Origin of the sequence: Pseudomonas oryzihabitans (genome assembly GCF_032027545.1) — a bacterium.
Lineage (GTDB): Bacteria > Pseudomonadota > Gammaproteobacteria > Pseudomonadales > Pseudomonadaceae > Chryseomonas > Chryseomonas oryzihabitans_F.
The window spans coordinates 113,588-132,042 of the sequence record NZ_JAVSJB010000006.1 but is presented as its reverse complement, the minus strand read 5'-3'; the positions used below and the strand labels follow the sequence as shown (position 1 = coordinate 132,042).

At 64.9% G+C, this 18,455-nt stretch carries 19 protein-coding genes; 10 read left to right on the top strand and 9 right to left on the bottom strand.

All coding sequences use genetic code 11. The features are described 5' to 3' along the window. The first annotated feature begins 87 nt into the window (after positions 1–87). Together RND78_RS12015 and RND78_RS12010 are read left to right on the top strand one after the other, a co-directional pair. Positions 88–906, top strand: a complete 819-nt coding sequence (locus RND78_RS12015; protein WP_312729013.1) for a pyruvate, water dikinase regulatory protein — start codon at positions 88–90, stop codon at positions 904–906. Positions 907–954: 48 nt separating this feature from the next. Beyond that, positions 955–1,584: a LysE family transporter gene (locus RND78_RS12010; protein WP_312729012.1), complete on the top strand. Its 630-nt coding sequence runs from the start codon at positions 955–957 to the stop codon at positions 1,582–1,584. Positions 1,585–1,598: 14 nt separating this feature from the next. On the opposite strand, the gene RND78_RS12005 is transcribed toward RND78_RS12010, so the two are convergent. From RND78_RS12005 to RND78_RS11990, 4 genes are all read right to left on the bottom strand, one after another. Continuing rightward, a complete protein-coding gene (locus RND78_RS12005; protein ID WP_312729010.1) occupies positions 1,599–2,588 on the bottom strand; it encodes a hypothetical protein in 990 nt (329 codons plus the stop codon). 191 nt (positions 2,589–2,779) lie between these two features. Then, positions 2,780–3,280, bottom strand: a complete 501-nt coding sequence (locus RND78_RS12000) for a GNAT family N-acetyltransferase (protein WP_312729008.1) — start codon at positions 3,278–3,280, stop codon at positions 2,780–2,782. Between the two features lie 92 nt (positions 3,281–3,372). Next, positions 3,373–5,775 (bottom strand): TonB-dependent siderophore receptor, encoded by a 2,403-nt coding sequence (locus tag RND78_RS11995; protein WP_312729006.1) that lies wholly within the window; start codon positions 5,773–5,775, stop codon positions 3,373–3,375. 581 nt (positions 5,776–6,356) lie between these two features. Next, on the bottom strand, positions 6,357–7,283 hold the full coding sequence (locus tag RND78_RS11990; protein WP_312729005.1) for a DMT family transporter: 927 nt from the start codon (positions 7,281–7,283) through the stop codon (positions 6,357–6,359). A gap of 98 nt (positions 7,284–7,381) precedes the next feature. Between RND78_RS11990 and RND78_RS11985 the strand changes: the two genes are divergently transcribed. Further along, positions 7,382–7,927: a TetR family transcriptional regulator C-terminal domain-containing protein gene (locus RND78_RS11985; RefSeq protein WP_312729004.1), complete on the top strand. Its 546-nt coding sequence runs from the start codon at positions 7,382–7,384 to the stop codon at positions 7,925–7,927. A gap of 299 nt (positions 7,928–8,226) precedes the next feature. Here the strand turns inward: RND78_RS11985 and RND78_RS11980 are convergent, their stop codons facing one another. From RND78_RS11980 to RND78_RS11970, 3 genes are read right to left on the bottom strand one after another with little or no spacing between them, the layout of a single operon-like run. Next, positions 8,227–10,221: a CHASE2 domain-containing protein gene (locus RND78_RS11980; protein ID WP_312729002.1), complete on the bottom strand. Its 1,995-nt coding sequence runs from the start codon at positions 10,219–10,221 to the stop codon at positions 8,227–8,229. A 10-nt stretch (positions 10,222–10,231) separates the two neighbouring features. Then, positions 10,232–10,858, bottom strand: a complete 627-nt coding sequence (locus RND78_RS11975; RefSeq protein WP_312729000.1) for an OmpA family protein — start codon at positions 10,856–10,858, stop codon at positions 10,232–10,234. Beyond that, entirely contained in the window at positions 10,855–11,301 is a 447-nt protein-coding gene (locus RND78_RS11970) for a FecR domain-containing protein (protein ID WP_312728998.1), read from the bottom strand. The genes RND78_RS11975 and RND78_RS11970 overlap by 4 nt, the downstream gene beginning before the upstream one ends. Before the next feature lie 273 nt (positions 11,302–11,574). On the opposite strand from RND78_RS11970, the gene RND78_RS11965 reads away from it, so the two are divergent. Continuing rightward, complete coding sequence (locus RND78_RS11965) at positions 11,575–12,141, top strand: fructose-2,6-bisphosphatase (RefSeq protein WP_312728997.1); 567 nt, start codon at positions 11,575–11,577, stop codon at positions 12,139–12,141. A 6-nt stretch (positions 12,142–12,147) separates the two neighbouring features. On the opposite strand, the gene RND78_RS11960 is transcribed toward RND78_RS11965, so the two are convergent. Both RND78_RS11960 and RND78_RS11955 read right to left on the bottom strand, forming a co-directional pair. Beyond that, positions 12,148–12,531: a DUF1090 domain-containing protein gene (locus tag RND78_RS11960; protein ID WP_312728995.1), complete on the bottom strand. Its 384-nt coding sequence runs from the start codon at positions 12,529–12,531 to the stop codon at positions 12,148–12,150. Between the two features lie 83 nt (positions 12,532–12,614). Then, complete coding sequence (locus RND78_RS11955) at positions 12,615–13,424, bottom strand: inositol monophosphatase family protein (RefSeq protein ID WP_312728993.1); 810 nt, start codon at positions 13,422–13,424, stop codon at positions 12,615–12,617. A gap of 266 nt (positions 13,425–13,690) precedes the next feature. On the opposite strand from RND78_RS11955, the gene RND78_RS11950 reads away from it, so the two are divergent. The 6 genes from RND78_RS11950 to RND78_RS11925 all read left to right on the top strand — a co-directional run bounded on the left by RND78_RS11950 (position 13,691) and on the right by RND78_RS11925 (position 18,452). Next, positions 13,691–14,131: a hypothetical protein gene (locus RND78_RS11950; protein WP_312728991.1), complete on the top strand. Its 441-nt coding sequence runs from the start codon at positions 13,691–13,693 to the stop codon at positions 14,129–14,131. Between the two features lie 162 nt (positions 14,132–14,293). Beyond that, entirely contained in the window at positions 14,294–14,536 is a 243-nt protein-coding gene (locus tag RND78_RS11945; protein WP_312728989.1) for a hypothetical protein, read from the top strand. A gap of 157 nt (positions 14,537–14,693) precedes the next feature. Beyond that, positions 14,694–15,011 (top strand): hypothetical protein, encoded by a 318-nt coding sequence (locus tag RND78_RS11940; protein ID WP_312728987.1) that lies wholly within the window; start codon positions 14,694–14,696, stop codon positions 15,009–15,011. A gap of 216 nt (positions 15,012–15,227) precedes the next feature. Then, complete coding sequence (locus tag RND78_RS11935; RefSeq protein ID WP_312728985.1) at positions 15,228–16,553, top strand: sugar ABC transporter substrate-binding protein; 1,326 nt, start codon at positions 15,228–15,230, stop codon at positions 16,551–16,553. A 122-nt stretch (positions 16,554–16,675) separates the two neighbouring features. Next, positions 16,676–17,608, top strand: coding sequence for a sugar ABC transporter permease (locus RND78_RS11930; protein ID WP_312728983.1), 933 nt, complete (start codon positions 16,676–16,678; stop codon positions 17,606–17,608). 10 nt (positions 17,609–17,618) lie between these two features. After that, positions 17,619–18,452 (top strand): carbohydrate ABC transporter permease, encoded by an 834-nt coding sequence (locus RND78_RS11925; protein WP_059232232.1) that lies wholly within the window; start codon positions 17,619–17,621, stop codon positions 18,450–18,452. The last annotated feature ends 3 nt before the right edge of the window (positions 18,453–18,455 follow it).

Genomic DNA, 18,455 nt, shown 5'->3' with positions numbered 1-18,455 from the left:
GCCTCGGCGCTCGTCCCATGGACAGTGGACGGCGGTAGGTTACAGTGCAGCGATCCCTGCCCCGCACGCCACCTGGACGTCCATCCCATGCAACGAACCGCCTTCTTCATCTCCGACGGTACCGGCATCACGGCCGAAACCCTCGGGCAGAGCCTCCTGGCCCAGTTCGGGGACATCACCTTCAGGAAGGTCACGCGTCCCTACGTGGATACGCTGGACAAGGCCAGGGCCATGGTACAGCAGATCAATGCCGCCGCCGCCCAGGACGGCGCGCGCCCCATCATCTTCGATACCATCGTCAACCGTGACATCCGGGCCATCCTGGACCAGTCGAACGGGTTCATGATCGACATCTTCTCGACCTTTTTATCCCCACTCGAACGGGAACTTTCCGCCGAATCTTCGTATTCGGTAGGGAAGTCACATTCGATCATGCACAACAGCCACTACATGGAGCGCATCGAGGCCGTCAATTTCGCACTCGAAAACGACGACGGTGCCCGCACCACTCACTATGCGCAGGCCGATCTCATCCTGGTCGGGGTCTCACGCTGCGGCAAGACGCCCACCTGTCTCTACATGGCACTGCAATACGGCATCCGTGCGGCAAACTATCCGCTGACCGAAGAGGACATGGAGCGTCTGCAGCTGCCCGCCTCGCTCAAGACCTACAAGGACAAGCTGTTCGGCCTGACCATCGATGCCGAGCGCCTGGCGGCGATCCGCCACGAGCGCCGGCCGAACAGTCGCTATGCGAGCTTCGCCCAGTGCGAGTTCGAATTGCGTGAGGTGGAGAGTCTGTTCCGCCGCGAGAACATCCCCTTCATCAACACCACGCATTTTTCCGTGGAGGAAATCTCGGCGAAGATTCTGGTGGAGAAAGGCGTGGAAAGGCGGTTTAAATAGCGCACCACCCTCCTCTTCCGCGCCTGCATGGCGCACCAGGCGACCGCCATGAACCTCGTCGATGCCCTGCTGTTCTTTCCGGTCGCCCTGCTCATCGCCCTGACGCCCGGCCCGAACAATTTCTGCTCGCTGAGCAACGGCATCCGCCATGGCGCCGTCACCGCGGGGCTGGCGGCCCTCGGGCGCGACGTGGCCTTCGTGGTGTTCCTGGTGATCTCGGCGGTAGGGCTGGGCGCCATGCTGCTGGCCTCGGAGATGGCCTTCACGGTGATCAAGTGGATCGGCGCGCTCTATCTGCTCTACCTGGGCGTGAAGAGCTGGCGCAGCCGGGCCTTCGACGGCCTGGACCTGGACGAGACGGGCAATGCGCAGCCGCGCCCGCTGCACCGGCTGATGCTGCAGGAGTTCCTCATCGGCATCAGCAACCCCAAGGCGATCCTGCTGTTCGCCGCGGTTTTCCCGCAGTTCATCGATCCCGACCAGCCCACTACCCAGCAGTTCGTCTACCTGGGCGGAACCCATCTGTTCGCGGAGCTGGTCGCAGCTTTCGTCTATGGGCTGTTCGGGCGGCAGATCCGCCGCTTCATCCGCGGCCCCCGGGGCGTCCGTCGCCTCAACCAGGCCACCGGGGCTTTCTTCGCCAGCGCGGGTGGGCTGCTGCTGACGGCCCACCGCTAGCGGGTTCGCCGTCCTCAGTGAGAGGCGAGTCCGGCCTGGGCGCCCAGTTTCGCCAGGGCCGCCTCTATCGCTGACCAGCTTCTGTCCTCGTTGCCCGCCACTGCCACCTTGGCTTCGGCAGCTGTGCGGGCAGCCCGGACCAGCTCTCCGAATGCCGCTTCCGCCGTCGTCGACCACGCCTGGTCGGGTGCCAGCCAGAAGCGCTCCTTGAGACGCTCGCCGGCCTGGCGCGCGAACTGCAACCGGCGTTCCCGTGCACTGCCATCCGCGCCGTCCTGCTCGATCAGGCCGAGGGACAGCGTCTTGTAGGCCGGGAGACGGTCGAGGAGGCCTTGCTGGACCTGGACGGTCGCGGGCCAGTCGACATGCAGGCCCTCGACCGGCAAGCCGGTCGCCAGTCCCAGGTTGTCGCTCAGTTCACCCCCACGCACGGCCAGGAGCTTCTTGAGCGGCTCACGCTGCAGCAGGTTGTAGGCCCGCTCGAAGGCGGTCCGCCAGGCGAGCGGCAGCTCCAGGCTGAGGATGGGTTCGTCGATCTGGACCCATTCCACGCCCTGGGTGGCCAGGCGGGCGAAGATTTCACCGTAGACCGGCAGCAGCCGCTCGAGCAGCTCCAACCGGTCGAAGGCGGTATCGCGGGCGCGACCGAGCCAAAGGTAGCTCAGGGGCCCCAGGATCACCGGCTTGACGGCGAGACCCAAGGCACGGGCCTCGGCCACCTCAACGAAGAGTTGATCCCAACCAAGCGCAAAGGCTTGGTCACGACTGAATTCGGGAACCCGGTAGGTCAGCTCGCCCGAGAACCAGGGCGCCCGAGCCTGCCGGATCTGGTTAGCCTCTTCGAGCGCTTCGCCCCCGGCCGCCTGGCCGACCAGGTAGGAATGGGCGAGGACGCGATCGCCCCAGCCGACGTCAGCGATGCCGATCAGCTCGATGCCCGCCGCCTGCTGGGCGCGCCAGGCCCGCTGACGTTGTTGGCCGCCGTCGGTGACAAGCTCAGCCACGGAGCGGCCGGAATGCGGCCTGGTCGCCAAGGGGCCTTCGCCATCGCGCTCGAGCCAAGCGGAACCTTGGGAATGAAGCCTGACCATCGCACACCTCCAACTGACGAGGTGCCCATTGTCCTATCCCGGGATGCATGAGACAAACTCAGGTTTCTTGTATAGAACTCAAGTTTTTCTCATATAGCGCTTCGTCAGGATTTGAAGCGCGCCATGCTGTAGCAATCGACGAAGACGCCATCGCGCAACGCATAGCGGCGCAGCAGGCCCTCCTCCTCGAAACCGAACTTGCGGTACAGCGCCAGGGCCGGCTCGTTGTCGCTGAAGACGGTCAGCTCCACTCGCTGCAGGTTCATCCAGTTGTCGGCGAGGTCGAGCAGCGCGGTCAGCAACTGGCTACCTATGCCCTGCCCCTGGCAATCCCGGGCGACCCCCATCCCAAGGGCGCCACAATGCTGGCGCCGGATGCGTGGCTGCTGTTCGAGACTGGCACTGCCCACTACCCGTTCCCGTTGCAAGGCGACCAGCGCTACCCGCCCCTCGCGTTCACCGCTCTGGCGTTGCCGCCATTGCTCGGCGGTCTGGTAGGGCAGTTGCAGCACCTGGCGGGCCACGGCGGGATCACCATAGAGCGCGGCCAAGCCCTCGGCATGGCGGTCGGCATAGCGTTCGAGGTGGATGGCAGGGCTGGACACGGGCGACACTCCTTCGCGGAAGTCCGCAGCTTCGCCCAGGTCCGGGGGCGTGGACAAGGGCGAGTCGAGAGTTGCCTAGGTCGGCAGCGGGGTCAGAGGGTCCACTTCAGACTGAGCATGACGTTGCGGGGATCGCCGTAGACGCCCTGGCCGGTGCCTTCCGGAATGCCCTGCCAATACCTCTCGTCGAAGACGTTGTTGAGGTTGACGCGACCATCCCAATGCTCGTTGAAGCGGTAGCCCGCCATCAGCCCCACCAGCGCGTAGCTGTCCTGCTTGGCTTCGCCATTGCCGACCCGCTGGAAGGTTTCACTCTGGGCCAGAACGTCGGCGCCGATGCGCCACTTGTTCAGGACACCGGTCAGCTGGTAGCTGGTGGCGGCCTTGAACAGGTGCTTGGGCTGATCAGGCGCGAAACGGCGGTCTTCGTAGGTGACGTCCTTGGTGTATTCGCTCAGTAGCAGGGTGTACGCGGCAGAGGCCTGCCAATTGGGCGCGAGCTGACCGGAGATCTCGGCATCAATACCACGGCTGCGGACTTCGCCGGCCGCGCTGTAGCAGCTCTTTGCGGGATAGCCAGGGCAGAAGGTGGCCTGGTTGGCCGGTAGGTAGGCACGGTTTTCCTGGAGGGTCTCGAACAGCGCCACGGATGCGTTCAGCGCGCCGTCGAAATAGGCGCCCTTGAGGCCGATCTCGTAGCTTTTGCCGGTCATGGGTGCCAGGACCGAGCCACCCGCATTCTGCTCGCTTTGCGGCTTGAAGATCTCGGTATAGCTGGCATAGACCGAGTAGGTGTCGTTCAGGTCGTAGATGATGCCCGCATAAGGAGTGACTTCACGCGTGGCCTTGTAGTCGGCGTCGCTGTAGAGATTGTCGAAGTCGTACCAACTGACGCGGCCGCCGACGATCACATGCAGCGGATCGATGGGGTTGAAGCGTGCCGCCGCGTATAGGGCTTCCTCGGTGGTGGTGTTCTTGCTGGCATAGGGCGACAGGCTGTCCTTGGCCGGCTTGGGGATGCTGCTGGGACGGAAGTTGTAGATATCGACCGGAGTCGCGCCGGAGTAGCCACCACGCTGGTAGAACTTCTCCTGACGGCGGCTGATCCCGGCCATCAACTCATGCTCTCTACCCAGCAACTGGAAGGGGCCGCTGACCGAGGCGTCGAGGTTGAGCTGGTCGGAATCGGTGCGATAGGCGCCGGAAGCGGTAGCCAGATCGCTGACGGAGGAGTAGCTGAAGTCCGGCGCCGTGGAGGTCAGGTAGTTGGAATAGGTATCGGAATTAGCCCAGACCTGCTGCGCCGCCAGCTTGGCCTTCCAGCCATTGTCGAAGGTGTGGGTTATGTCCGAGAACAGGGTGTAGGTGTCCTGATCCCAGTAGGCCCAGTCGCCGCTCAGGAAGGTGGAGCGCGACAGGTGCAGGTCTTCGCCGTTGGGGCCGCTGGGCAGGCTGCCCCAGTCGGAGGTCTTGTCCTCGCGCTGCTTGGACGCGCCGATGGTCCAGGTGGTGGTATCGGAGAGATCGGCTTCGAGCACGCCGTAGAAGGTCTGCCGCTGGCGCTCGCGGACGTCCTGGAAGCTGTGGCCGTCCTCGTAGGCCGCGACGGCCCGGCCGCGCAGGGTACCGGCTTCGTTCAGCTTGTTGGAGGCATCGACCTCGGTGCGGTAGCGATCCCAGCTGCCGGCGCTGGTGGTGACGCTGACCTGCGGGAAGGCGGTCGGCCGCTTGCGCACCAGGTTCAGGGTGGCCGAGGGATCGCCCGCGCCGGTCATCAGTCCGGTGGCACCACGCACCACCTCGACACGGTCGTAGAGAGCCAGGTCGGCCGAGGACAGGGTGTCCAGGGTGAAGGTCCCCGCCGTGGTGGGCAGGCCGTCGTACATGACGTTGTCGATGCGGAAGCCGCGGGAGAGGAATTCCTGGCGATCGCCGCCGAACTTGTTCAGGGTGACGCCCGGGGCGTACTTCACGACATCGTTGAGGTCGGTCATGCCCTGGTCTTCCATGCGCTGCCGGGTGATGACGCTCACCGACTGGGGCGTCTCGCGGATGGACAGCGGCAGGCCAGTGGAGGTGCTCATGGCCCCGGTGGTGTAGGAATGGGTGCCTTCGGTGGTCGCACGGCCACTGAGCGAGCCGTCGTCGGCGGTGATGGTGGTGGCGTCGAGGGCCACGCTCCCCGTCGCCGCCTGGTTGGCCACCGGGGCGACGGTGGCGACGTTGCCCGTGACCGAAGCGGCCAGGCCGCTGCCGGCCAGCAGGCGCTGCAGGGCGAGTTCCGGCTCCAGCCGACCCGACAGTGCCGGCGCACGCTTGCCCGCCAGGGCGGCAGGATCGTAGTTCACCTTCAGGCCACTGGTGCGCGCGAAGCCCTGCAAGGCATCAGCGAGCGGCTGCGCGGGTTGCGACAACGAAACGGGGGCCGCCTGGGCGAGCGCTGCCACGCCGAGCGAAACGGAAAGCGCCAGGATGCGCACGGAAAAGAGCTGCATGTCGTTGGTCGTCCTATCGAGAGACTACCGACCCGTCCGTACCCCACGTAAGGACTCGCTGGAGGCTTTCCAGGGACCGGCAGCCGATGCCGTCTTGCGCGGCGGACGCAGGCTAAGCAACTCCAATGCGGATGTAAATGCAAATTAATATCATAAGTGACATCATACACTTACTTGCCCGGCGCCACCCGCTCAAGAACGCGACTTTCCCGCCAGCTGCCTTCCGGCAAAATTTTCAGAGTATTTTCAAGTAGATGTTGCGAAAGGCCGGCAGCGAGGTGCGAGCTAACGGCGGCCACGCGAGTGGTGACAGGACCGGCCATCGGGGGGCCGTGTAGGCAATGGACAGACCTTTGAGCCCTGCCTGTCCGCCTAACGTGCGACTGCCTGCCGCTCTGACCGCACGGAACGCACGACCAGACCCCGAAAGGCCAGCGCTGAATAAAGCGGCTAGGCGGCAGAGCGGAGACAGGAGCCCTGGATGTGTATCTCGTCTCGGCCGCCCTTGTTGCCGGGATGCAGCGCAACTGGGCCCAAGCACGAGGATCCGCGGATTTTCTTCGCCTGCATGCCCGGCGCGGCTAGGTTGAGCGCGCGCGTGGCAAGACGAGATAGCCCACGACCGCCAGCAGTACGAAGGTACCGCCGATAAGAGCCGGGGTGCCGGGTTCTTCGGCGAAGACCAGCCACACCCAGAGCGGTCCCAGAATGACGTCAAGCAAGGCGATCAGGCCCGCTTCCGCCGAGGGCACATGGCGGCTACCCAGCAGGAAGAACAGATAGCTGAGGCTTTGGGTAGCCAGACTGAATAGAAAAAGGATCACGATTTGCGGCAGGGTTGGAATCGGCACCGCCGGGAGTACGACCAGGGCCACGGCAAGGCAGGCCAGCCCGCAGAGCCCGCTGGACAACCCCGTCACCAGCACGGCGTCGTAGTCGGCCCAGCGCCGGGCGATCACGACGGAGGCGGCGAACCCCATCGTCATCAGTAGCGCGAAGGCGTTGCCGGCAAGATCAGCCATCGCGGTGGCCGAGCCGGCCATGATCAGCACGCCGAGCAAGGCCACCCCTGCGGCCCAGAGTGCGCTCCGGCCGGGCCGTTCGTTCAGCAACAGGAAGGCCAGGCCCGCAGCAACGAAGGGCAAGGTGGCGTAGATGATCATGACATTGGCCACGCTGGTCAGCTTCAGCGCCGCGACGTAGCTGAACATGGCCACGGCCATCACCGGTATGGCCAACGTCCCGCCGAGCCCTAGGCTCCGTCGTAGCCGGAATGGCGCCACGCCGCCCAGCATGAACGCCAAGGGCACCAGGCACAGGCAGGCGAACAGCGAGCGCCAGGCAACCAGGCTCCAGAGATCGAGGTCGAGCGCTCGCACGAAGAAGCCGGCACTGCTCCACATCAGGGTGGCGGCCGTAATCAGCAATACCCCGTATAGCCAGCGCGCCTGGTACTGCTGCGGCGCTGCGCGCGCGGCTAGCCGGCCCTCGCTCCCCCTGGTGTCCATGCCAACCTCCTGCCATTCGATCCGCTCTTGATTCTACTAGACGACCGGTCTACTCTGAACATATGGCAGAAAACGAAACTCGTAAAGCGTTGATCAAGGTGGGACTGAAGGCCTTGTTGGCGAATGGCTACGATGGCGTGGGCCTCGGTCCGATCCTGGCCGAGGCCGGCGTGCCCAAGGGCTCCTTCTATCACTTCTTCCCCAGCAAGGAAGCTTTCACCTGCGCCGTTCTGGAGGCCTATTCCACGCACTACCGCGAGAATCTGGTTGCGCTGCTGAACGCCCCAGGGCAGCCGCCTCTGCAGCGCCTGGAAAACTACTTCGCTGCGCTGGAGCAGGAGTTGCGCGGCGAGCAGCCGCTCGGCGGCTGCCTCTATGGCGTCATGGCGCAAACCCTTGCCAGCCGCAGCCCAGCACTTCGCGCGACACTGCAGCGCTGCTTCGCACTCTGGCAGGCCAATCTGCGCGCCGTGTTGCGGGAGGCCGAGGACGCCGCTGCCCTGGCTCCGGGAGTCACGGCCGACGCCGCCGCTGCCTTCCTGATCGAGGCCTACGAAGGTGCCCTGCTCCGCATGAAAGTGGAGGACAGCTTCGTCCCTTATGAGCGATTCAAGGACTATGGTCTGCGCCGGTTGTTTCGGTAGCCGATCGCCTTGCGCCGCCGCGCGTCCTGAGATCGATCACGTAGAACGGAAACACGCCAGTCACCTTGGATGACGGTGAGGCTTGGATTTACCTAACGGACCGATCGCTGCGCCAAGGACATCGGGATGGAAAGGCGAAAGCCTGGGCCGCGTCGCAAGCGGGAGGCCTGCATCAACCCGTGGCGCTGCAGAAGCTCGCTCAAGAACCGGCGAGGGAGGCTTGGCGGATTCGGTTCTCCGACTGGAGCAAGGGCCACCTGCCGTCGAAACCCAGGATTCAGCAGCCCGGTGAGGCGCGCTCAGAGCAGGCGGCGGGTGCCGCTGCTTTCGTCGCGGAAACGCTTGGCGATGGCCAGGATCTGCGGCTCGATGGCCAGGAAGGCATCCAGTATCCGCGGCTCGAAGGTACTGCCCCTTAGCCCACGCATGAGTTCCAGGGAGTGCTCGTGGCTGAAGGGCTCCTTGTAGCAACGCCGGCTAATCAGGGCGTCGTAGATGTCAGCCACCGCCATGATGCGCCCGGACAGGGGGATGTCGGTGCCGGCCAGCCCGTTGGGATAACCCGTGCCATCCCACTTTTCATGATGGGTACCGGCGATGTCGGCGGCGAGGGCGAGAAAGTTGTCGTCCTCCAGGTGGCTGGCGGTATTGAGGATGATCTGGCGACCGAACTCGGCGTGCTTCTGCATCACCGTCATTTCTTCCGCGGTGAGTCGACCAGGCTTCAGCAGGATGGCATCGGGTACCCCGACCTTGCCGATGTCGTGCAAGGGCGCGGAGAGGAACAGCAGCTGGATGTATTCCGGCGTCAGGAGGTCAGGGTCCTGCCCCGTGCGGCGCAGCTCCTCGGCGATGGCGCGCACATAGTATTGGGTGCGCTTGATGTGGGCGCCGGTTTCGGGATCGCGGGTCTCGGCCACCGCGGCCATGGACTCGATGGTGACCTGGCGCGAGCGCTCCAGGCGCTTGCGCCAGCGTTGTTCGTGGCGCTGGGCAACCACGATCCGCGTCACCATGGCCAGCCCGGAGAGCACCACCACCAGCAGCAGGGGCCCCGCCAGGGGCATGAAGATGCCGTACGCGCCGAAGAGCCAGGTGCCGACCAGCAGGGGCGCGACGATCAGGATGGTGGCCAGCAGCGCGAAGCGGCCCTGGCTGCGATTGACGAAGAAGCCGAACGACAGCAGCAGGCCGCAGAGTAGGCAGAGCGCCAGCTGCAACGGACCGGCGAACTGCGGGACCCGCACCAGGGTGGCGTCCAGCAGATCCTGGGCCAGGGCCGCCTGCAAGCGGGCGCCGGAAAAGACCTGCCCAAGTGCAGTGGTATGAAAATCGTTGAAGCCCGCCGCCGAGACGCCCACCAGCACGATCTTCCCACGGAGCGCGCCGTCCGGCAGGGCACCGCTGAGCACATCCAGCGCGGAAGAGCGCGGATAGCGCTCGGCATCGGCATTCAACCGCAGCAAGGCCTGGCCCTGATCGTCGATGGGCAGGCGCAGACTGCCGAGCAGCAGGGTTGGTCCGACGAAGCCGGACTCGATCACGCCATGGGTCAAGCCGAGCGCCCGCATGGTGGCCGCCAGCGCCAGGCTCGGATGGACGATGCCCTGATGGCTCATGAGCAGGGGGACCCGGCGCACGACGCCGTCGCTGTCGCGTTGGCTGTTGATGAAGCCGCTGAACCGCGTCTGGCTGGCGATGGCGGGGATGCTGTCCAGCACGCCACTGGCCTCGGGCAAATGGAGGGCATCGAGTGCCCCCTCGAAGCCGACGCCGGTACGCAGACCGCTGGTGACGGAGAAGCTTTTGTCCAGGGCGAAAAAGCGCGCGCCGACCGCCCCCACCTGGTCCATGACGTGCCCGAGGTAGCCGTCGTTGTCCTGCAGGTCCGCGGGCACGCCGGAAAAGCTCAGCTGCACGCCGAAATCGTCCTGGAAGGTCTGCTGCAACGCCTTGAGCGAAGTCCGGTCGGGCTCGCTGAAGAGGATGTCGACGGCAATCGCCGCCGGCTGGGCTTCGGCAACCCGGCTCAACAGTTCGGCTACCCGATAGCGCGGCCAGGGCCACTGGCCAAGGGCCGCGAGGCTGGCCTCATCGATGCTGACCACCTGGACCCGGGTAGCGTCCCGGTCCAGCGTGAAGAACCGGCTGAGCTGGTCGTAGGAGAGACGATTGAGATGCTGCAGCGGAGCGACGTCGAGCAAGGCACCCACGCCGAAGACCAGAGACAGCCCGAGACTAAGGGCGAACATCCAGGGTGCCCGGCGACGCAGCACGGAGGCGACGGAATTCATGCATCGGCCTCTAGAGGATCAGGATCTCGACCCGTCGATTGCGCGGTTCGGACTTACCAGGGCGAGCGGGCACCAGCGGAACCTTGTCGCCAAAGAATTCGACGTTGATGGGCAACTTGGGGTCGAGGCGCTGGAGCAAACCGGCGACCTTGCGCGCACGCTGGGCGGACAGGTCGAGGTTGTAGGCGGCGGTGCCGGACGCATCGGCATGACCGAACACCGATATCTCGGTGGGCATCCGCTGGCGCGCTGTCTCCAGCACCTCGGGCAGCAGCGCCTTGGATTGCGCGGTGAGCTCCATGCTGTCGGACAGGAAATTGAGGACGAACGTCCGGGGTGGCGAGGGCTCGGCGGCGAGGACGGTGCGATGCTGCTGTTCGAAGGTCGCCCGTTCCACTGCACGGGATGGCGCCGGCGCCGCTCCCGGCCCGTTGACGGTGACCTCGGCGAACCCCTGGTCCAGCGCCTGCTGCCCGGCGGCATTGGCGATCGAGACCGCACCGACGTGGCCGTCGGCGTCAGGCAGCAGGATCACGCGGGTCTGGGGCTGACTGGCGCAACCGGCCGTCAGCAGGGCCAGCAGGAGGACGCCGGCCAGGCGGCCACGGGATGACGGCCCGGCTGAGAAAACCTTCATTGCGCCTGGACCAGGAAACGGGTGCCGCGCACACCGATGGTGGCGGTGGGCGTCTCGATCTTCACCGACTCCGGAGCAACCTTGCCGATCTTGCCGGAGGAGTAGATCGCCGATCCCTTGTGCAGATAGAGCGAAAAGCCATAGCGGCTGCTGCGCGGCTCGAAGACGTAATCGCGCAGCTGGATATCGGCGCCGCTGCCCAGGGTGAGCAGGGTGCCGTCGACGAAGACGATGGCCGCGGTAGCCTCGGGCCCGGCCAGCAGGCGATCCGAGACCTGCAGGGTGTCGCCGGCATGGGCGTCGAGGGTCGTCGCCTGACGTACTACCCTGACGCTGCCGGACACGCTCTTGATCAGCGCCACATGGCCGTCTTCTGCAGCGAACGAAGGGCTTGCCAACATCCACAGCACGAGCAACAACGAGGCGAACGAAGGTCTTCTCATGGCGTCCTTGTCCCAAGACAGAGGGGCTCGGCGCGGGTCGCAGGCGGATGCCCGGACCGGCCAAGAGCCGGAGAGTCTGGCTGGGACAGCGATCCGTAGACAGTCTCTGTGCAGCCATTTTCGTGATACGTATCACTTTTTACAGTTAAAAAAGCCAAGCGGCAGGCCGAAGGGCACGAGTGGCTTCTTGCCATCATCGCCCCTGTTGGCAGCAGCGCGCGACGAAAGGAGATGGCTGCGGTCTAGAGTCCATCTTTTCCCAAGGCAGGCGTCATGCACATCATCCTGGTCCGTCACGGCAAACCCGACCTCTCCAGCAAGGCCCCCTGCACGCCCCGGGAGATGAAGGAGTGGGTAGCCCGCTATCAGCGGGCCCCGGTACCCGGCGACCGGGTGCCTGCCGAGACACGCCGACTGGCGCAGCAGGCGGGCCAGGTCTTGAGCAGCCCGATCAGTCGTTGCGTGCGTTCGCTGGAGTATCTGATGGACCATGCTAACAGTCCGACCGATGAGGTCTATGCGGAAGCGCACCTGCCCTATCTGGAACTGGACGCACCCCGGCTACCGGTAAAGGCCTGGCGCCTGCTGTTTCGCTCGGCGTGGTTCCTGGGCTTCGCCGCTCACACCGAGTCCATCGGCAGGTCGTCCGTGCGGGCGAGTCAGGCGGCCGAGCGACTGGTCGAATTGGCCGAGCGGCATGGCTCGGTACTGCTGATGGGCCACGGGATCATGAACGTGCTGATCGCCTGGCAACTGCGTAAGCGCGGCTGGCGTGGGCCCCTGCATCTGCTGCTGAAGGACTATTGGCAGCCGAGCATCTATCGCCAGGACCGGCGCTGAAGCCGTTCAGCGCTGCAGCTCGGCACGCGCGTCCTCCAGTTCACGGCGAGCGTCACTGAGCTTGTCGGTGCGCTTCTGGATCTTGTCGGCGTCGCCCTCGGCGCGTGCGTCCTGCAACTCCCGCTCGCGCTCGCCGACCTGGCGGAGTTTGTCCTGGATGTCGTCGAGGCGCTGCTGACGCAGGCCCTCGTCGGTGCAGGTCGCCTGCACCTGGCTCAGCGCCCGGCGCAACCCCGCCACGCGCCCGCCGTTGCCTTGGGCCTCGGCCGCGGCGATCTGGCGTTCCAGGTCGAACCGTTTCGCGGCGCATCCCTTGGCCTCGGCCGCGTGGGCCGCGCCAGGCAACACCAACGCGGTAGCCAACAGCGTACCCATCAGCCTGGCGTTCATCTTCGTCTCCCATTGCCCTGTTCCAGGCTTGGACCTGCCCCCGTAGCGATCGTCCTGCAAACGGCAGCAGGTGGCCGGCGCGTTCAGCCGTCCAGCGAGGGACCGACCAGGGCGGCGAGCTGGTCGTAGACGCCCGGCGCCGCGACCAGCAGCGGATTGCCGTTGACCAGGCCGTCGTTGCGCAGGAAGGCATTGTGACGGCCGCCCGCCTCCTGGATGAGGACCAGACCGGCCAGGCAATCCCAGCCATGGATCAGGGTTTCGTAGTAGCCGATCAAGCGTCCGGCCGCTACGTAGGCGGTCATCAGCGCCCCCGAACCGTTGCGGAAGAACTGACCGCCTTCGGCCAGCAGGCCGGTGACGAAGGGCAGGAAGTGTTCCTTGCCGCGGCGGTGGGTGGTACCCAGGCCGGTGAGTCCCTGGCGGATGTCGGTGGCGGCGTGGACGCGCAGTGGCTGGTCGTTGACGAAGGCGCCGTGGCCGCGCAGGCCATGGAAGAGTTCGCCGTGATTGGGGTCGGCGATGGCCCCGAGCAATGGCTCGCCGTCACGCATCAGACCGATGGAGACGCACCAGTTGTGCAGGCCGTTGAGAAAGGGTGCGGTACCGTCGATGGGGTCTATGACCCACAGATAAGGCGCAGCGAGATCCGTGGCACCGCCCTCCTCGCCCAGCAGGCCGTCTTCGGGGAAACGCTCGCTCAGGCGCTGGCGGATCAGGTCTTCCAGGGTCTTGTCGGCGATGCTGACCACGTCCTGCAGGTCGTCGCCCTTGTGGTCCACCTGGAGGACGCCGCGCTGATGATAGAAGTCGAGGCCGCGCTGAGCCGCCTCCCGGGCGATGTCCTGGACGGCGAGGTAGCGGGCGGCGATGGCGGGATCGAGGGTGGTCATGGGCGCTCCTGTGGCCTAAAGCGGCCAGGGTGCCAGCTCGACGCGGGGAAAAGAATACCTCGCCGGCCGAGATGCCGTGCAACGGGACGGTCCAACTGGCCGCAGCCCTGAAGTCGGACTCAAGGGTGTGGTCACTCCGGTGTCATCTCCCTGTTGCAGTCTGTCGGTTAGTAGCAGTCGATACGGTGAAATGCGTCGGTGGATAGCACCAAATCCGCTGGCAGCCGGTCAGAATCCTTGAGCGCTCGATGTACCCGGAGGACGCCATGACCGCCCAAACTTCGCTTTTCCAAGGCAATGGTCAGCTGCAACAACTGCGGCGACTGATTCCCAGACAACATTTCGAATGCCTGGAACGGCACCTCGAGCTGCTGGCGCAGGAGTTTCCGCTGTTCGACCATCCTCCACTGGTCATCGACTGCCCGGTGGCCGAGGGGCTGGAAAACCTCGGTATCCGCGCCTTCCAATGGCAGGGCGTGTGTGACATGCCGCAGCGGATGGCCTTGGGCAGCGCCCTGATGGGCGAAGGTTTCAGAGCCCAATCCAGCACGCCGGAGTACACCCTCTATCTGAACCCGCAGGGCGAGAAGGTGCTGTTGCGCCAGGAGTCCCAGGCCGGTCAGACGCTGCTGAGTCTGGTGTCCGACAGCCAGGAGCTGTTTGCCTACCTGGCCACCAAGCACAGCGCAGCCAGTCCGGTTTGCTGAGCCTTCGGCACCTCCCGCGCACCGGATCGCCAGCGGCGTGACGCCCTCGCGACCTGGAGCGGGAAGCCAGTCACATTTGCGTCATAAGGTCTAACTATTCGGGAACCAAATCCCTATGGGAATGGTAGATTCAGGCTTCGGATCTACCAGGAGACCCAAGGAATGGGAATTCGTACGCTGGTCACCCCCCTCGTCTTGCTGGCCTCCTTCAGTGTCCAGGCCGCTTCCCTCCCCATGCTGCCGCCGCCCAAGCTCGCGGATCTCAGCCTGAAGGTCACCACCCCCACCCATCCTCTTGCTCCCGCTACCGATTCGCGTACGGCAAGCGACAGATCCGGCGGCGCAGATGCGCGCTGGCTCAACGAACGCCAGCCGCTCGCCCAGGAGCAACGCTGGGTCTTTTGATGCCTATGCGAGGTGCGCCACCCAAGCGCCGACGAATGACACGGCGCTTGCCTGCCTTTTCGTGCGCCTCCGGGAATGAATCCGCTTTTCGCAGGTCCGTCTGGTTCTACAGGCAGCTTATTCGACTGCCTTTTTGACGTGTCCCTCCGGAGCTGCCATGAAACGCCTCTCTCTCGTTCTGATGCTCGCCGTGCTGTCGGGCTGCAGCTCGACGCCACCCTCGCCATCGGCCGACCCCTCCCAGTTCGGCGGTCGTACCCAGGCGCAGCTCCGGCAGAGTTTCGGCACGCCCCAGCATGTCTCCCAACTGGACTCCCTGGTGGTCTACGAGTATCGCAACCTGCGCGCACCGGGCAGCCCCTCGAACGTCTATTCCTTCCTCCTCGAGAACGAACGGGTGATCGAATCGACGCCCGGCACCCTGCAGCTGTATCGCGAAGACGGCATCACCAAGGTCAAGGCCGAGAGTCTCTGACGCGAGCGGGGACGACCAGGTTCCGGCATCGTGTCCCTCAGATGGTAGGTGCAAAAAAGTATTGTTTTTGGTGTCTTCGAGCATTTGTTTCCCGCACTGCATCGGGCTGTAATCCATTCATGGCTTCCGCTGCAAAGACCGTCACCACGGGCTGCGCGGTGGGTTACAACAACAAGAAAGACGTCCGCCGCTTTTGCACAGGACGCGGAGTGCACGATGAAAACAACACCAAAAGCGCTTTTGTTGTCCGCGGTCACCCTCTCTGCCGGCCTCACCGTCTCGTTTTCGCTGCAGGCCGCCGAGACGGTCACTATCGCCACGGTCAACAACAGCGACATGATTCGCATGCAGCGGCTGTCGAAGACCTTCGAAGAACAGCACCCCGACATCAAGCTCAACTGGGTGGTGCTCGAAGAGAACGTGCTGCGCCAACGCCTGACCACCGATATCGCTACCCAGGGCGGTCAGTTCGATGTCCTCACCATCGGCATGTACGAGACTGGCCTCTGGGGCGCCCAGAACTGGCTGGAGCCGATGAAGGACCTGCCGGCCAACTACGACCTGGAAGACCTCTTCCCCTCCGTGCGTGAAGGCCTGTCGGTCAAGGGTACCCTCTATGCTCTGCCCTTCTACGCCGAAAGCTCCATCACCTATTACCGCAAGGATCTGTTCCAGCAGGCCGGCCTGACCATGCCCGCCCAGCCCACCTGGACGCAGATCGCCGAATTCGCCGGCAAGCTGCACCAGCCGGACAAGGACCAGTACGGTCTCTGCCTGAGAGGCAAGGCCGGCTGGGGCGAGAACATGGCGCTGGTCACCACCATGGCCAATGCCTTCGGCGCGCGCTGGTTCGACGAGAAGTGGCAGCCGGAATTCACCGGTCCGGAGTGGACCGCGGCGGCCAACTACTACGTATCCAACATGAAGAAGTACGGCCCACCCGGCGCGTCCAGCAATGGCTTCAACGAGAACCTGGCGCTGTTCAACAGCGGCAAGTGCGCCATCTGGGTCGATGCCAGCGTGGCCGGCTCCTTCACCATGGACAAGAGCCAGAGCAAGGTCGCCGACAGCGTCGGCTTCGCCGCCTCGCCGCGGGAGGTCACCGACAAGGGCTCTTCCTGGTTGTACGCCTGGTCGCTGGGCATCCCGGCGACGTCCAAGCACAAGGACGCCGCCAAGACCTTCGTGACCTGGGCCACCTCCAAGGACTACGCCAAGCTGGTGGCGGACAAGGACGGCATCGCCAACGTGCCACCGGGCACCCGCAAATCCACCTATAGCCAGGCCTACCTGGATGCGGCGCCCTTCGCCAAGGTCTCCCTGGAGATGCTGCAGCATGCCGATCCGGCGCATCCCTCGGCCAAGCCGGTGCCGTACGTGGGCATCCAGTACGTGACCATTCCCGAGTTCCAGGCCATCGGCACCTCGGTGGGCAAGCTGTTCGCCGCCGCCCTTACCGGGCAGATGGGCGTCGACCAGGCCCTGCAGGCCGCGCAGCAGTCCACCGCCCGGGAAATGAAGCGCGCCGGCTATCCCAAGTAGTCTTCGTCGCCGGGTACCGCCGCGCGCGGTCACCCGGCTTCGCGGCCTTCCCCGCCTGACCCGCCCCTGGCTTCACGAGACGCCAGGGACCCGCCTCGGCCCCTGCCTTGCGGAGCATCGCCATGCAGACTTCCACGCTCAAGACGCCCGTCGTCGATACCCCCACCGCCCCCGTGCGCCGTCAACGCCGCCGCACCAGCCCAGGCTGGTTCCTGATCAGCCCCTCGGTCGCCCTGCTACTGGTGTGGATGCTGGTGCCCCTGGGCATGACCATCTGGTTCTCGCTGATCCGCTACAACCTGCTGTACCCCGGCGAGCACGCCTTCGTCGGCCTGGAAAACTTCGAGTATTTCGTCACCGATGCCGGCTTCTGGCCCGGCATGACCAACACCCTGTTGCTAGTGGGCAGCGTGCTGGCGATCAGCGTGGTGTTCGGCGTGCTGATCTCGGCGCTGCTGGAGGCCAGCGAATTCTTCGGCCGCGGCATCGTGCGGGTCCTGCTGATCTCGCCCTTCTTCATCATGCCCACGGTCAGCGCCCTGATCTGGAAGAACCTGATCTTCCACCCGGTCTCCGGCATCCTCGCCGCGGTGTGGAAGCTGTTCGGCGCCACCCCGGTGGATTGGCTGGCCACCCATCCGCTGCTGTCGATCATCCTGATCGTCTCCTGGCAATGGCTGCCCTTCGCCATTCTCATCCTGATGACCGCCATGCAGTCGCTGGACCAGGAACAGAAGGAAGCCGCCCGCCTGGACGGCGCCGGTCCCCTGGCCATCTTCTGGCACCTGACCCTGCCGCACCTGGCGCGCCCCATCGCCGTGGTGGTGATGATCGAGACCATCTTCCTGCTGTCGGTATTCGCCGAGATCTATACCACCACCAGTGGCGGCCCAGGATTCGCCTCCACCAACCTGGCCTACCTGATCTATAACCAGGCCCTGTTGCAGTTCGACGTCGGCCTGGCCTCCGCCGGCGGCCTGATCGCCGTACTCATCGCCAACATCGCCGCCATCATCCTGGTGCGGATGCTTGGCAAGAACCTGACCCAACAGTGAGGACCTGATCATGCTGACGCTCAAGCAATCCCGGCGCCTGCAGAGCCTGCTGCTGGGCCTGCTCGCCTGGCTGGTGGCGCTGCTGCTGTTCTTCCCGATCTTCTGGATGGTGCTGACCAGCTTCAAGACCGAGATCGACGCCTTCGCCACCCCGCCGCAATTCTTCTTCATGCCCACGCTGGAGAACTACCTGACCATCCAGGCGCGCAGCGACTATTTCCACTTCGCCCTGAACTCGGTGGTGATCTCCTTTGGCGCTACCTTCATCAGCCTGTTGCTGGCCCTGCCGGCCGCCTACTCCATGGCCTTCCACGAGACCCGCCACACCCAGCGCCTGCTGCTGTGGATGCTCTCCACCAAGATGCTGCCGGCAGTAGGGGTGCTGGTGCCCATCTACCTGCTGGCCAAGCAATTCGAGGTGCTGGACAGCAAGCTGCTGCTGATCGCCGTCTACACCCTGATCAACCTGCCCATCGTGGTCTGGATGGTCTACACCTACTTCAAGGACATCCCCAAGGACATCCTCGAGGCGGCGCGCCTGGATGGCGCCACCACCTACCAGGAAATCGTCCGGGTGCTGCTGCCAATCGCCAAGGGCGGCATCGCCTCGACCATGCTGCTGTCGCTGATCCTGTGCTGGAACGAGGCGTTCTGGTCGCTGAACCTGACCTCCTCCAACGCAGCGCCCCTCACCGCCCTGATCGCCTCCTACTCCAGTCCCCAGGGACTGTTCTGGGCCAAGCTTTCCGCCGTCTCGACCCTGGCCTGCGCGCCCATCCTGATCTTCGGCTGGATCAGCCAGAAGCAGTTGGTACGCGGCCTGTCCTTCGGCGCCGTCAAATGAGCC